14 protein-coding genes are annotated in these 13,900 nt (G+C 73.2%); 5 read left to right on the top strand and 9 right to left on the bottom strand.

The window, feature by feature from the left end; translation table 11 throughout:
- Window positions 1-23: 23 nt before the first annotated feature.
- The gene (locus ACFO4E_RS03300; RefSeq protein ID WP_378571400.1) at window positions 24-827 is read right to left on the bottom strand and encodes a hydroxypyruvate isomerase family protein; all 804 of its coding nucleotides are present in this window, start codon (window positions 825-827) and stop codon (window positions 24-26) included.
- A gap of 338 nt (window positions 828-1,165) precedes the next feature.
- Between ACFO4E_RS03300 and uraD the strand changes: the two genes are divergently transcribed.
- The 4 genes from uraD (at window position 1,166) to ACFO4E_RS03280 (ending at window position 4,538) form a co-directional block, all read left to right on the top strand.
- Window positions 1,166-1,702: a 2-oxo-4-hydroxy-4-carboxy-5-ureidoimidazoline decarboxylase gene (gene uraD / locus ACFO4E_RS03295; protein ID WP_378571398.1), complete on the top strand. Its 537-nt coding sequence runs from the start codon at window positions 1,166-1,168 to the stop codon at window positions 1,700-1,702.
- On the top strand, window positions 1,699-2,040 hold the full coding sequence (uraH, locus tag ACFO4E_RS03290) for a hydroxyisourate hydrolase (protein ID WP_378571396.1): 342 nt from the start codon (window positions 1,699-1,701) through the stop codon (window positions 2,038-2,040). The genes uraD and uraH overlap by 4 nt, the downstream gene beginning before the upstream one ends.
- Window positions 2,041-2,126: 86 nt before the next feature.
- Entirely contained in the window at window positions 2,127-3,023 is an 897-nt protein-coding gene (pucL, locus tag ACFO4E_RS03285; RefSeq protein ID WP_378571394.1) for a factor-independent urate hydroxylase, read from the top strand.
- 222 nt (window positions 3,024-3,245) lie between these two features.
- Complete coding sequence (locus ACFO4E_RS03280) at window positions 3,246-4,538, top strand: M14 family metallopeptidase (RefSeq protein WP_378571392.1); 1,293 nt, start codon at window positions 3,246-3,248, stop codon at window positions 4,536-4,538.
- Window positions 4,539-4,704: 166 nt separating this feature from the next.
- Here the strand turns inward: ACFO4E_RS03280 and allB are convergent, their stop codons facing one another.
- Complete coding sequence (allB, locus tag ACFO4E_RS03275) at window positions 4,705-6,063, bottom strand: allantoinase AllB (RefSeq protein ID WP_378571390.1); 1,359 nt, start codon at window positions 6,061-6,063, stop codon at window positions 4,705-4,707.
- A 112-nt stretch (window positions 6,064-6,175) separates the two neighbouring features.
- Window positions 6,176-7,474: a DUF6986 family protein gene (locus ACFO4E_RS03270; RefSeq protein WP_378571388.1), complete on the bottom strand. Its 1,299-nt coding sequence runs from the start codon at window positions 7,472-7,474 to the stop codon at window positions 6,176-6,178.
- A gap of 376 nt (window positions 7,475-7,850) precedes the next feature.
- Between ACFO4E_RS03270 and ACFO4E_RS03265 the strand changes: the two genes are divergently transcribed.
- Window positions 7,851-8,585 carry an IclR family transcriptional regulator gene (locus ACFO4E_RS03265; protein ID WP_378571615.1) on the top strand — a complete coding sequence of 245 codons (735 nt, stop codon included), beginning with the start codon at window positions 7,851-7,853 and terminating at the stop codon, window positions 8,583-8,585.
- A gap of 54 nt (window positions 8,586-8,639) precedes the next feature.
- On the opposite strand, the gene era is transcribed toward ACFO4E_RS03265, so the two are convergent.
- From era to ACFO4E_RS03235, 6 genes are all read right to left on the bottom strand, one after another.
- Complete coding sequence (era, locus tag ACFO4E_RS03260) at window positions 8,640-9,611, bottom strand: GTPase Era (protein WP_378571387.1); 972 nt, start codon at window positions 9,609-9,611, stop codon at window positions 8,640-8,642.
- A gap of 105 nt (window positions 9,612-9,716) precedes the next feature.
- A complete protein-coding gene (locus ACFO4E_RS03255) occupies window positions 9,717-10,067 on the bottom strand; it encodes a cytidine deaminase (protein WP_378571385.1) in 351 nt (116 codons plus the stop codon).
- 78 nt (window positions 10,068-10,145) lie between these two features.
- Complete coding sequence (locus tag ACFO4E_RS03250; protein ID WP_378571614.1) at window positions 10,146-11,417, bottom strand: hemolysin family protein; 1,272 nt, start codon at window positions 11,415-11,417, stop codon at window positions 10,146-10,148.
- An 80-nt stretch (window positions 11,418-11,497) separates the two neighbouring features.
- Window positions 11,498-11,998, bottom strand: a complete 501-nt coding sequence (gene ybeY, locus ACFO4E_RS03245) for an rRNA maturation RNase YbeY (protein WP_378571383.1) — start codon at window positions 11,996-11,998, stop codon at window positions 11,498-11,500.
- Window positions 11,999-12,137: 139 nt separating this feature from the next.
- On the bottom strand, window positions 12,138-13,199 hold the full coding sequence (locus tag ACFO4E_RS03240; protein ID WP_378571382.1) for a PhoH family protein: 1,062 nt from the start codon (window positions 13,197-13,199) through the stop codon (window positions 12,138-12,140).
- Window positions 13,200-13,367: 168 nt separating this feature from the next.
- Window positions 13,368-13,724: a histidine triad nucleotide-binding protein gene (locus ACFO4E_RS03235; protein WP_378571380.1), complete on the bottom strand. Its 357-nt coding sequence runs from the start codon at window positions 13,722-13,724 to the stop codon at window positions 13,368-13,370.
- Between the last annotated feature and the right edge of the window lie 176 nt (window positions 13,725-13,900).

Below are 13,900 nucleotides of genomic sequence, written 5' to 3'. Positions count from 1 at the left end.
TCGTGGCGGAGCGGGGGCGGTGGTCAGCCGGTCTTCAGCCAGCCGAAGCTGTCGGCACTGGGCACGGTCGGCGCGTACTCCAGCCCGACGCGGCCGGTGTAGCCGCCGTCGCGGGCGGCGGCCAGCAGCGCGTGGACCGGCAGCGAGCCGGTGCCGGGCTCGCCGCGGCCGGGTGCGTCGGCGATCTGGATGTGGCCGAACTCGGCGGCGTGGTCGCGCACCACGGCGGCGACGTCCTCGCCGTTGACGGCGAGGTGGTAGAGGTCGGCGAGGAGGGCCACGTTGGGGGCCCCGGCCGCGCGGGCCCGTTCGACGAAGGCGAGTGCGTCGGCGGCGGTCTTCAGGGGGTAGTCGTCGGCGCCGCTGATGGGCTCGATGAGGACGGTGCCGCCCAAGGGGGCGAGTGCGCGCGCGGCGGCAATGGTGTTCTCCAGTGCGACGCGGTCCTGTTCGGCCGGGTCGGTGCCGTCCCGGCGCCGGCCGTAGAGCGCGTTGAACCCGGTGCACCCCGTGCGCCGGGCGATGCCGGCGACGGCGTCGATGTTGTCGCGGAACTCCCCGACTCGATCGGGGTGGGAGAGGACGCCGCGGTCGGGGCCGGGGAGTTCGCCGGCGAAGAAGTTGAGTCCGGTGAGGCGCACGCCGGCGTCGTCGATGGCGGCGATGAACGCCTCCGCCTCGGCGTCGCCGGGGACGGGGGCCGCGAAGGGCCACCAGAACTCGACGGCCTCGAACCCGGCGGCGCGGGCGGCGGCGGGGCGCGCGTGCAGGGGCAGTTCGGTGAACAGCAGGGAGCAGTTGACCGTGGGGCGCAGCGCGTTGCTCATCTCTCGCCTCCAAGATTCTATTCCGTATCATGGAATTTAGTTTTCACTTTAAGGAATATGATGAGTTTGCGTCCCCCGAGATGCCATGTCAACCACCCCTCCGCCTCCTCTCCCGCCCAGGGGAGCCCCGCGGCGGGCGACACCTCCCGGAATCACCGCGGTGACGGTTGACAACCGCACCTCAGCGGGGATTAGAGTCCGATATGCAGAACGCTGTTTCTGCGATACGAAACATGGCGGAAACACGGGGATCCGGCACGACGACGCGGGACACGGCCACGGCGCCGGCGGCACCGCCGCGGGCCGACGCCCGCCGCCGGACCGACGGGAGCGCGCCGATGCCCGACAGCACCGCCCCGGCGGGGGTCGCGGACCCCGGCGTGCGGCGCGTCAACGGACTCTCCGACGCCCGCTTCCGGACGGAACTCGCCCAGTGCCTGGACGTCGACCGCTGGGTGAACGCCCTGCTGCGCGAGCGCCCCTTCGCCGACCGCGCCGCGCTGGTCGCCGCCGCCGACGCCCACGCGCGCGCGATCACCGACGACGAAGCCGCCGCCGCGCTGGCCCGCCACCCGCGCATCGGCGAACGGGCCCCGGGCGCGGACACCGCGGCCGGCTGGTCGCGCGCCGAGCAATCGGGGTTCGCCCGCGACGAGCCGGCCGTGCGCGAGGCGTTCGCGGCCGGCCAGGCGGAGTACGAGCGCCGGTTCGGCCGCATCTACCTCGTCTGCGCGAGCGGGCTCTCCGGCGCCGAACTCCTCGACGGCCTGCGCGAGCGGATGGGCAACAGCCCGGCCGCGGAGGCCCGCGTCGTCGCCGACGAGCTCCGCAAGATCGCCCTGCTGCGCGTCGGAAAGGTCGCCGATACCCCATGAGCCTCGTGACCACGCACGTCTTGGACACCGCCCTGGGCCGCCCCGCTGCCGGGGTCCGGGTGGTACTGGAGGCCGCCGACGCGAACCGCACGAGCTGGTCGCCCATCGCGTCGGCGACCACCGACACCGACGGCCGCATCGCCGACCTCGGGCCCGGCCGGCTCGCGGCCGGCGTGCACCGGCTCGTCTTCGACACCGGGAGCTACTTCGCCGACAGCGGGCTCAGCGGGTTCTACCCCGAGATCACCGTGGTCTTCGACATCACCGACGGGGACGCGCACCACCATGTCCCGCTGCTGCTGAGCCCGTTCGGATACTCCACCTACCGCGGCAGCTAGCGGCCCCCGCCCGCCGCTCCCCTCCCCGGTCCGCGTCCGCCGCGGCCCGGCGCATCCCCCTCGACACCAGCAAGGAGCCGACCGCCGTGGGCATCAGACTCGGGGACAACCAGTACGGCAAGGCCGAGGTACGCCTCGTCCACGTCGCCCGCGACACCGCGGTGCACCGCGTCAAGGACGTCAGCGTGACCTCGCAGCTGCGCGGCGACCTCGACGCCGTGCACACCGCCGGCGACAACAGCCACTGCCTGGCCACCGACACTCAGAAGAACACGGTCTACGCGCTGGCCAGGGAGAACGGCGGGGTCGGCGCGGTCGAGGACTTCGCGTTGCTGCTCGCGCGCCACTTCGTCGGCGCCCACGACTACATCCACGGCGCCCGCCAGGAGATCCACGAGTACTCCTGGGAGCGGATCGCCACCGCCGAGGGGCCGCACGACCACTCCTTCGTCCGCTCCGGCACGGAGACCCGCACGACCGTCGTCACCAAGGACGGCGACCGGGAGTGGGTGGTCTCGGGGATCGAAGGGCTGACCGTCCTGAAGTCCACCGGGTCGGAGTTCCACGGATTCCCCAGGACGCCGTACACGACCCTGGCCGAGACGACCGACCGCATCCTGGCCACCGACGTGAAGGCCCGGTGGCGCTACATCGGCACCGACGTCGACTGGGACGCCGCCTACGCCTCGGTGCGGGCCCTGATGCTGGAGTCCTTCGCCACGACCCACAGCCTCGCCCTCCAGCAGACCCTGTACGGCATGGGCACCGCGGTCCTGGAGGCCCGCCCCGAGATCGCCGAGGTGCGGTTCTCCATGCCCAACAAGCACCACTTCCTCGTCGACCTCTCCCCTTTCGGCCTCGACAACCCCGGCGAGGTGTTCGTCGCCGCCGACCGCCCCTACGGCAAGATCGAGGCCGCTGTCGAACGCGACGACGCCCCCGCTCCCGGCCGCGCATGGGAGTCGGTCCCGGGCTTCGTCTGACCCACCGCGCCACACGGGGGCACGCGACCCGTCGTGGCCACATGCGGACAGAGTGTGCGCCGCCGGGCCGGCGGGCCGCTCAGGGTGGGAATCGGGCCAACCGCGGATCACGCGGTGATATCACGTCAAAACGTCATATTGACATCACTCGCCGTGAATCACTCCAATAAGAACACCGGTAGTTCGGCGCCCTATCCCCCGCACTCCCCCACAGGAGCCACTGTGCACCGACGCAGGCTGTTCTTCACCACCCTCCCCCTCGTCCCGCTGCTCGTCGCCTCGACCCTGGCCGGGGCCGCGTCGGCCGACACGGCCGCGGAGGCCGCGCCACGGCAGTACGAGGTCGACGGACCCGGAACGCCGCAGGAACGGACGGAGGTCGCCGGGACCGGGGCCGCCATCGACGAGGCCCGCGACGGATCGGTCGTCATCACCGCGGCCCCGGGCCAGGCCGCGGCGGTCGAGGACCTCGGCTACGAGGTCACCCCGCTGCCCGGCCCCGGCGCCCCGGGTGGCGTCGGCACCCGGGACTTCCCGCCCGCGGACTCCCGTTACCACAACTACGACGAGCTCACCGACGTGGTCGACCAGGTCGTCGCCGACCACCCCGACATCGCCCTGAAGACCAGCGCGGGCACCTCCTACCAGGGCCGCGACCTGATCGCCGTCAAGCTCAGCGCCAATGTCGGCACCGATGAGGACGAGCCGGAGGTGCTGTTCACCCACTCGCAGCACGCACGCGAGCACCTGACCGTCGAGATGGCCGTCTACCTGCTCGAAACGCTCACCGACGCCTATGGCAGCGACGCCCGCATCACCGAACTGCTCGACGGCCGCGAGATCTGGGTCCTGCCCAACGTCAACCCCGACGGCAGCGAGTACGACATCGCGACCGGCTCCTACCGCAGCTGGCGCAAGAACCGCCAGCCCAACCCGGGCAGCAGCGCGATCGGCACCGACCTCAACCGCAACTGGGCCTACAACTGGGGCTGCTGCGGCGGCTCGTCGGGCAGCCCGTCGAGCATCACCTACCGGGGGTCGGCCGGGGAATCGGCCACCGAGGTCGACCGGGTCGCCGACTTCGTGCGCGGCCGGGTGGTCGGCGGCGAGCAGCAGATCACGGCCGCGATCGACTTCCACACCTACAGCGAGCTGATCCTGTGGCCCTACGGCTACACCTACGGCGACGTCGCGCCCGGCATGACCCAGGACGACTACGACGCCCACGCCGAACTGGGCCGGCTCATGGCCGACGGCAACGGCTACACGCCCCAGCAGTCCAGCGACCTCTACATCACCGACGGGTCGATCAACGACTGGCTCTGGGCCGACCAGGGCATCTTCTCCTACACCTACGAGATGTACCCGGGCAGCGCCGGCGGGGGCGGCTTCTACCCGCCCGATGAGGTGATCGAACGCGAGACCGCGCGCAACCACGACGCCGTGCTCGACCTGATCGACTACGCCGACTGCCCCTACCGCATCATCGGCGAAGAGGCGCAGTACTGCTCGTGACCGCCGCCGGGCCGGTCCCCGCGTCTCCCGCGGGCCGGCCCGCGCACCGCCTCCGCGCCCCGGTGCCCCCGCGATCCGCGGGGGACGCCGGGGCGCCCGCGCAGGCGGTCCCGGACCGCCCGACGGCGGGGCCGGCCGCCGGCCGCGCGCACCCGCACCGGACCGTTCAGCGGCGGGCCAGCAGGCGGCCGCGCGGGGTGCCCGCGGCGGCCCCGGCCGGTTCCCCCCGCAGCAGGGTGCGGCGCACCGCCCCCCGCAGTTCACGGCCGTCGTAGGCGCTCACCGGATTCCGGTGCCGCAGCCGGGCGGCGTCCACGCGCACCGCGGCATCGGGGGCCACGAACGCGAAGTCCGCGTCGTTTCCGGCCGCGATCGCGCCCTTCCCGGCGATCCCGGCGATCTCCGCGGGGCGCCGGGCCATCCACCGCACGACGTCGGACAGCCCGTGCCCGCGCGCCGCGGCCTCGGTCCACACCGCGGAGAAGCCCACCTGGAGCCCTGAGACCCCGCCCCACGCCGTCCCGAAATCGCCGGTGTCCAGGTTCTTCAGGTCGGGTGTGCTGGGCGAGTGGTCGCTGACGACGCAGTCGACCAGCCCGTCGGCCAGCGCCCGCCACAGCAGGTCCCGGTTGGCGGCGCCGCGGATCGGCGGGCAGCACTTGAACTGCGTCGCTCCGGCCGGCACCTCCTCCGCGGCGATGGTGAGGTAGTGGGGGCAGGTCTCGACCGTCAGCGCCACGCCGTCGGCCTTCGCGCGCGCGATGAGCGGCAGGGCGGTGGCCGAGGACAGGTGCAGGATGTGGGCGCGCACCCCGGTCGCCCTGGCGGTCTCGATGACGAGCCGGATCGCGGCGTGCTCGGCCGCGTCGGGGCGCGAGGCGAGGAACGCGGCGTAGTCCCGCCCGGCGGCGGCCGGGGCCGCGTCCAGCACCGATGGGTCCTCGGCGTGCACGATGAGCAGCCCGCCGAACCCGCTGATCGCGGCCGCGGCGGCGCGGAACCGTCCGGGGCCGAGGTGGCCGAACTCCGCCACACCGGAGGGCGACAGGAAGCACTTGAACCCGTGGACGCCCTGGTCGTGCAGTGCCCGCAGCTCCGCGTGCGCGCCCGGCCCGCTGTTCTCGGGCACGGCGCCGCCCCAGAACCCGACGTCGACCGCGATGCGGCCGCTCGCAGCCGCGCGCTTGGCCGCCAGTCCGGCGGCCGTCGTGGTGGGCGGGATGCTGTTGAGCGGCATGTCCACGATGGTGGTGACCCCGCCGGCGGCCGCGGCGCGGGTGGCGGTGGCGAACCCCTCCCATTCGGTGCGGCCGGGCTCGTTGACGTGCACGTGGCTGTCGACCAGCCCGGGCAGCAGCACTTCGTCGGCGGCGGTTTCGAGGGTGCGCGCGGCGGTCATCGCGGCCCCCGGGTCCGCGACCGCGGCGATCCGGCCGTCGCGCACGCCGATCACGGCGGGCCGCTCCCCGTCCGGCAGGACGGCGCGGTGTGCGCGGATGACGGTGTCGAAGTCGTGTTCTGGCATGGTCCTCTGTCCCGCTGGTCGTCCTTGCCCGGATATGCCCGGCGGCGTGGTCCGTCCAGGGTGCGGCCGGCCGGCGCGCGCCCGCCACCCCGCCGGCGCGTGAGCGGTGTCGCTACCCGACGCGCCGGGCGGCGAATCCGGTCAGGACACGGGCGGACACCCCGGTGGCCTCGGCGACCTCCGCCTCGGCGAGCGCGCCGCACCGCACCCCCCGGACCAGTGCCGCGGACAGCGCCTGGGCTGTGGCGGGCTCGTCCAGGACGCCGCCGTCGCCGGCGCCCAGGTAGGCGCGGAGCCGGGCCGCGGCCGGGGGGAACGCCTCCCGGTAGAAGGCATAGGTGGCCAGATAGCGGGTGGGCAGCTGGTGGGGGTGCAGGTCCCAGCCCTGGTAGAAGGCGCGTTCGAGGGAGCGGCGGACCAGCCCGGCGTGCAGCCGCCAGGCGGCGTGCACGTCGGCCCCGGTGCCCACGGGCAGCACGTTGGTGGAGCCGTCGGAGAGCCACACGCCGGTCCCCGCGGCGGCGAGCTGCATGACCGCCTTGGCGTGGTCGGCCACCGGATGGGCCATGCTCTGGTAGGCGGCGGTGACCCCGCACGCGGCGCTGTAGTCGTAGGTGCCGTAGTGCAGGGCGGTGACCCTGCCCCGCCCGGCGTGGACCATGCGCGCGACGGCGGCGCCGCCATCGGGGCCGAGGATCGACTGCGGGGTCTCGATCTGCAACTCGAAGCCCAGGCGCCCCCCGACCAGCCCGAGCCGTTCCTCCAGCCGCTCCGCGGTCCAGGCCATGGCCTCGACCTGGTCGACCGAGGTGATCTTGGGCAGGGTCAGCAGCAGCCCGTCGGGCAGATCGCCCGCGGCCTCCAGCAGTGTCCGCAGGAACAGGTCCAGGCTGCGCACGCCGCGGCGCCGCCCGGCGGCGTCCATGCCCTTCATCCGGATGCCGAAGTAGGGCGGCGCGCCGCCTTCGGCCAGGTCGGCGGCCACCGCGCGGGCCGCCGCGGCCACGTGGGCGTCCTCCTCGCCGTCGGGCCGGGTCCCGTAGCCGTCCTCCAGGTCGATCCGCAGGTCTTCGACGGGTTCGCGCGCCAGCTTGTCGAGGACGCGGGGCAGCGACGCCGCGACGGCGGCCTCGTCCAGGCCGGTCGCCGCGGCCAGCGCCGCGGGATCGGGGGCGAACGCGTCCAGCGCCGCCAGCGCCTGCGCGCCCCATTGCGCGGCGGTGCCGCGGCCGACCCGGTCGGCCGGGATGTAGACGGTGTGCACCGGCTGGCGGCGCGCCTGCTCGCCCGGATACCGCCGCAGCAGCCGCGCGTCGGCATCGGCGAGCCGGCCGTCAAGGGCCGCGTGGAGGTCGTCGAGGCCGGTCCCGGCCGCGTCCACCGCGCCGTCGGTCACGCCGTGCTCATCCATCGCCTGCGTCCCTTCTCGGAAATCCGGGCCGTTCGGGTTCCGGGGGATCCGAAGGACACCGGAAAACTGTATTCTGTATACCGAGCATCGACTTCTGCAATCCGGAACACGCGACAAACAATAGTCAGCGCGGCCCCTCGGCCCCCCGGCGCCACCCCAGCCGGCGGCCGGCCCGCCGCGATCAGCGGAAGTAGGGACCACGCACGCTTTTCGTATCGCAGAATGAATAGGTCGGAGACAGTGGTCGCCCCCGCGACACCCAGCGGGCCGGCCGCGCGATGGGAGCTTGAGACCTTTGGCATCGTCACAGTCAGCGGCCGGTGGAGGCACCGGCGACGTCCACCCCGGGCCCGCCGCCCGGCCGCGCTCGGGCGGCGTGCAGTCGCTCGACCGCGCCTTCGCGCTGCTGGAGATCATGGCCGAGGCCGGCGGGGAGATCTCGCTGAGCCAGCTCGCCGAGTCCTCCGGCCTGCCGCTCCCCACGATCCACCGGATCATCCGCACCCTGCTGGGCAACGGCTACGTCCGCCAGCTCCCGTCGCGGCGCTACGCCCTGGGACCGCGGCTGATCGGGCTCGGCGAGAGCGCGTCGCGGATGCTCGGCACGTGGGCGCGCCCGCACCTGGCCCAGCTCGTCGACGACCTCGGCGAGACCGCCAACCTCGCCATGCTCGACGGCGACAAGGTGGTCTACGTCGCCCAGGTGCCCTCGCCGCACGCGATGCGGATGTTCACCGAGGTCGGCCGGCGGGTGCTGCCGCACTCCGCCGGTGTGGGCAAGGCGCTGCTCGCGCAGCTGCCCGAGCAGGAGGCGCTGTCCATGGTGCGCCGCACCGGCATGCCCGCGGCCACCGACCGCACCATCACCTCCCCCGAGGACTTCGCCAAGGAGCTGGCGCGCATCCGCGAGCAGGGCTACGCGATCGACGACGGCGAGCAGGAGATCGGCGTGCGCTGCCTCGCCGTCCCCGTCCAGGGCGGGCCGGCGATGATGGCGGTCTCCATCTCCGGCCCCGAGGCCCGGGTGGGCTGGGAGTTCGTGGAACGGGCCGCCCCCATCGTCCAGCACGCCGCCCTCAGCCTCGCCGGCGACCTCAACCACCAGAGCTGACCCCCGGCGGGCGCGGACCGCCCGTGCCGCTCCGCGCCCGGGCCGCCGGGCGGCTCAGACCTGTTGGTCGAAGCCCAGGCGGCGGAGCTGTTTGGGGTCGCGCTGCCAGTCCTTGGCGACGCGGACCCGCAGGTCGAGGTAGACGCGCGTGCCGAGCAGGCCCTCGATCTGCTTGCGGGCCGCGGTTCCGACGTCGCGCAGGCGGGCGCCCTTGCTGCCGATCACGATGGCCTTCTGGCTGGGGCGCTCCACGTAGAGCGAGGCGTAGATGTCGACCAGCTCGCGGCCGGGCCGGGTGTTCTCCCGCTCCTTCATCTCGTCGACCACCACCGCGATGGAGTGCGGCAGCTCGTCGCGGACGCCCTCCAGGGACGCCTCGCGGATCAGCTCCGCCACCAGCATCTCCTCGGGCTCGTCGGTGAGGTCGCCGTCGGGGTACAGCGGCGGGCCCTCGGGCAGGTGCGAGCACAGGACGTCGGCGGCGGTGTCCAGCTGGAACCCGCTCTCGGCCGACACCGGGACGATGTCGGCCCACTCGCCCAGCCGGTCGACCGCCATGAGCTGCTCGCCCACCGCCGCGCGATCCACGAGGTCGGCCTTTGTGACCAGTGCCACCACCGGGGTGTTGCCCTGTGCCGCCAGTTCGCGGGCGATGTAGGTGTCGCCCCTGCCGATCGGCTCGTCGGCGGGGATGCAGAACCCGATCACGTCGACCTCGACCAGGGTCGACCGCACCAGGCTGTCGAGCCGCTCGCCCAGCAGCGTGCGCGGCTTGTGCAGCCCCGGCGTGTCGACGATGATCAGTTGCGCGTCCTCGCGGTGCACGATGCCCCGCACCGTGCGCCGGGTGGTCTGGGGCCGGTTGCTGGTGATCGCCACTTTCTGCCCCACCAGGGCGTTCATCAGGGTCGACTTGCCCACGTTGGGCCTGCCGACGAAACAGGCGAACCCGCTCCGGAAGCCCTCCGGGGCGGAGGGCAGGGGCGGCAGCGGCACCCGCAGCTTGTCCAGGTCGAGGTCGTCCATTACTCCAGTTTCACGTGCTCCCGGGGGTGGTCGCGACCATCCCGGGGATCGGCGGGGCCCATCCCCCGGCGGGTGCCCCGGTGCGGGGCGGCCCGACCGCCCTGTTCAGGTGCTGGTGACGCGCCGCGGGACGCCGTCGGTCCCGGCGAGCACCACCAGCGGCGCCTTCAGGTCGGCGGCGACCGCGAGGTCGGCCGCCGCGAGGGTGTCGGAGGAGGTGACCACCGCGGCCGCCTCCAGCTCCTCCGCCCCGCTGGAGACCGCCGCCGCGACGGCGGCCTGGAGCGCGGTGAGTCCGAGCGAGGGCAGGGAGACCGTGGTGGCGACGTAGGTGCGCCCTGTCTCGTCGCGCACGGCGGCGCCCTCGGGCGCTCCGTTGCGGGCGCGCGAGGCGCGGGCCAGCGTGATCAGCTTCTCGTCTTCGGGGCCGATGCCCTCGGTGGCCGTCTCGGTCACGGGTCGCTACTCCTTGGCGGGCGGGGGCGGCACCGCGCGGTCGGCGGGCCGGGCGGGGCACGGCGCCCCGCCTGAGGGTCAGACCTTCTCGACCAGCACTGTCGCGGTCCGGTTGCGGCGGCCCGCCGGGTCCTCGGCGGTCAGCCGCAACCCAGCGTAGACGGCCTGCGAACCCGTGATGGGCACGCGGCCCAGGGCGTAGGCGAGCAGGCCGCCGACGGTCTCGACGTCGGCCACGTCCAGTTCGGTCTCGAACAGCGCCGCCAGCTCGCCCAGCGGCAGCCGCGCGGTGACGCGCGCCCGGCCCTCGTCCAGGCGCTCGATCGGCGGGATCTCGTCGTCGTACTCGTCGGTGATCTCGCCGACGATCTCCTCGACGATGTCCTCGATCGTCACCAGGCCGGCCGTGCCGCCGTACTCGTCGATCACGACCGCCACGTGGATCCGCTGCCGCTGCATCTCGCGCAGCAGGCCGTCGATCGGCTTGGAGTCGGGCACGTAGGTGGCGGCGCGCATGATGTCGTGCGCGGGGACGTGCCGCGCCTCGGCGCCGTCGCTGCGGTCGGCCCACTCCTCGCGCATGCGGGCGATGACGTCCTTGAGGTAGAGGATCCCCACGACGTCGTCGACGTCCTCGCCGGTCACGGGGATGCGGGAGAACCCGCTGCGCAGCGCCAGCGACAGGCAGTCCTCGATGTCGGCGTCGCCGTCGACGAACACGATGTCGGTGCGCGGCACCATCACCTCGCGCACCATGGTGTCGTCGAGCTTGAACACCGAGTGGATCATCTCGCGTTCCTCGGCGTCGATCACGTGCCCGCGCTCGGCCAGGTCGACCAGCCGGCGCAGCTCGCCTTCGCTGCTGAACGGGCCCTCGCGCTCGCCCTTGCTGGGCGTGAGCGACCGGCCCAGCCGCACCAGCAGCTCGGCGACCGGGCCCAGCACCGGTGTGACGGGGGCCAGGACGGTGACGCTGCCCATGGCGATGCCCTGCGCGAACTGGCGGCCGAGGATGCGCGGCGTGACCCCGATGAGCACGAAGTCGACCGCGACCATCACCAGGGCGGCCACGGCCAGCGCCACCCAGCCGAAACCGAACCAGCAGATCACACCGGCCACCAGCGACAGCGCGGCGACCGCCTCGCAGGCCACCCGGAGCAGGAAGAGGAGGTTCAGGTGCGGAGCGGGGTCGGCCGCCACCGCCGCCAGCCGGCGAGCGCCCCGGTGCTCGGGGTCGGGGGCCGGCTCGCCGCCGAGCCCGGTGGCGCGGGTGACCGCCACCTCGGCCGCGACGAAGAACGCGGCGAGCGCCGCGAAGACCACGGCCGCCGCACAGAAGTACAGCGGCAGCAGACCGCCCTGCCCGGCGCCGATCAGCGGACCGGTGGCCCGGACCGCGGCACCGGCCAGGAAGCCGGTATGACCGGGGATCATCGTGTGGCGTCCTCGCCCGAGGGCGCCTGGCGGGCCTCGGCGTCGCCGAGCGACGCGCGCCACCCCGCCAGCAGCTCGCCCTGCAGCCCGAACATCTCCTTGTGCTCGTCGGGCTCGGCGTGGTCGTAGCCGAGCAGGTGCAGGATGCCGTGCGTGCACAGCAGGTCGATCTCGTCCTGGGCGCTGTGCCCGGCCTTCTCGGCCTGGCGCTCCGCCACCTGCGGGCAGATGATGACGTCGCCGAGGACACCGGGCTCGGAGGGCCGGTCCTGGCCACCGGGCCGCAGTTCGTCCATGGGGAACGACAGCACGTCGGTGGGGCCGGGCTCGTCCATCCAGCGGACGTGCAGCTCAGCCATGGGTTCCTCGTCGACCAGGACGACCGACAGCTCCGCCAAGGGGTGGACCCGCATGGCGTCAAGCACGAAACGGGCCAATCGCGACAAGCGGGTCTCGTCCGCGGGGACGCCGGACTCGTTCGCGACGTCAATACTCATTGCTCAGGACGCCTATCTGCTGTTCATGGTGGGCGGGGCCGCCTCGGCGGCGGACCCCGCGGGGCGCGCCCCGCGGCGGCGGAGCGGCCCTGCGGGCTCCCGTGCGGGGCGGTCGGGCCCCGCACGGGGTGTCGTCGGATCAGGCGCCACCGGGGGCGCCGTTGGACTGCGCGTGCGACGGGCGCCCGCGGGCGCCCTGCCCGTGTGCCTGCCCGTTGGGCCGGTTCAGGCTGTCGTACCGGCCGTAGGCGTCGACTATGGCGCTGACCAGCTTGTGCCGGACGACGTCCTTGCTGTTCAGCCGGCAGAACCCGATGTCGTCGATCCCCTGGAGGATTCCCTCGATGGTCCGCAGCCCGCTGGACTGGCCGCTGGGCAGGTCGACCTGGGTGACGTCGCCCGTGACCACGATCTTGGAGCCGAAGCCCAGCCGCGTCAAGAACATCTTCATCTGCTCGGGCGAGGTGTTCTGCGCCTCGTCGAGAATGATGAACGAATCGTTCAGGGTGCGGCCCCGCATGTAGGCCAGCGGCGCGACCTCGATGGTCCCCGCCGCCATGAGCTTGGGGATGGAATCGGGGTCGAGCATGTCGTGCAGCGCGTCGTAGAGCGGGCGCAGGTAGGGGTCGATCTTCTCGTAGAGGGTGCCGGGCAGAAAGCCCAGGCGCTCCCCTGCCTCGACCGCCGGCCGGGTCAGGATGATCCGGTTGACCTGCTTGTTCTGGAGCGCCTTGACCGCCTTGGCCATGGCCAGGTACGTCTTTCCGGTACCGGCGGGGCCGATGCCGAACACGACCGTGTGCTCGTCGATGGCGTCGACGTAGCGCTTCTGGTTGAGCGTCTTGGGCCGGATGGTGCGCCCGCGCGCCGAGAGGATGTTCATCGTCAGCACGTCGGCGGGGCGCTCGGCGCCGGGGGTGTCGTTGCGCAGCATGCCCAGGGTGCGCTCGATGGCGTCGGGGGTGATGTCGGCGCCGCTGCGGACGAGTTCGATCAGCTCCTCGATCAACCGGACGACCAGTGCGGTCTCGTCGGGACTGCCGCTGATGGTGATCTCGTTGCCGCGCACGTGGATGTCGCTGTCGAAGGAGCGCTCCACGGTCCGCAGGAGTTCGTCGCCGGATCCGAGCAGGTTGACCATCGTGTGCTCTTCGGGCACCACGATCTTGACCTGGGTGCTGGAATGTGTTGACTCGACCATGGTGTGGCCTCGCGGCCGTCTCGCCCCTGCCTCTCGATCGTCGTCCGCGGCGTGCGCGGCGGGACCGCTGTGCGCCGGTTGTGATCACCGTGGTCGCAGTGATCTCGGTGAACCGCTGTGGTCCCTTCGAATTCTACCAACGCCCCCCGCCGCGGCCCGAAGCGTTTTCTACCCGGGCGGCCACTCCAGGCCGCGGCCGCCGAGCAGGTGGCCGTGCACGTGGAAGATGGTCTGGCCGGCACCGGCGCCGGTGTTGAACACCAGCCGGTACCCGGTATCGGCGATCCCCTCGGCGACGGCGACCTCGTGGGAGTCGCGGGCGATGTCGTCGACGATCCCGGCGCCGGCCCGGGCGGCCTCCCCGGCGTCGGCGTAGTGCTCGCGCGGGATGACGAGGATGTGGGTCGGGGCCTGGGGGTTGATGTCGCGGAAGGCGACGGTGCGCTCGCCCTTGCGCACGATCTCAGCGGGCACCTCGCCCGTGACGATCTTGCAGAACAGGCAATCGGGTCGGCTGGCGGCCACCTGCTGGTCCCCCTCTGTCTCGGTGCGCGGGCGTCCCGCCCGCCGGTCCGCCCCCATGATGCCGCAGTCGAAAGGGGCGCGGGCGCGGATGCCCGCGGCCGGGCCGGGGGCCGGGCGGTTCCCGGGGGGACGGGAGGGGCGTGCACCGGGGGGAGCGTGTGCCGATTCGTCCGTGG

It is taken from the genome of Nocardiopsis mangrovi (genome assembly GCF_042653925.1).
Lineage (GTDB): Bacteria > Actinomycetota > Actinomycetes > Streptosporangiales > Streptosporangiaceae > Nocardiopsis_B > Nocardiopsis_B mangrovi.
Note: the sequence above shows the minus strand (reverse complement) of the source record. Positions and strands in the feature narration are given on the sequence as shown.

Coding starts and splice junctions, on each gene's coding strand:
- ACFO4E_RS03300 (WP_378571400.1), bottom strand. CDS start 827: ATGAGCAACGCGCTGCGCCCCACGGTCAACTGCTCCCTGCTGTTCACC.
- uraD (WP_378571398.1), top strand. CDS start 1,166: ATGCCCGACAGCACCGCCCCGGCGGGGGTCGCGGACCCCGGCGTGCGG.
- uraH (WP_378571396.1), top strand. CDS start 1,699: ATGAGCCTCGTGACCACGCACGTCTTGGACACCGCCCTGGGCCGCCCC.
- allB (WP_378571390.1), bottom strand. CDS start 6,063: ATGCCAGAACACGACTTCGACACCGTCATCCGCGCACACCGCGCCGTC.
- ACFO4E_RS03270 (WP_378571388.1), bottom strand. CDS start 7,474: ATGGATGAGCACGGCGTGACCGACGGCGCGGTGGACGCGGCCGGGACC.
- era (WP_378571387.1), bottom strand. CDS start 9,611: ATGGACGACCTCGACCTGGACAAGCTGCGGGTGCCGCTGCCGCCCCTG.
- ybeY (WP_378571383.1), bottom strand. CDS start 11,998: ATGAGTATTGACGTCGCGAACGAGTCCGGCGTCCCCGCGGACGAGACC.
- ACFO4E_RS03240 (WP_378571382.1), bottom strand. CDS start 13,199: ATGGTCGAGTCAACACATTCCAGCACCCAGGTCAAGATCGTGGTGCCC.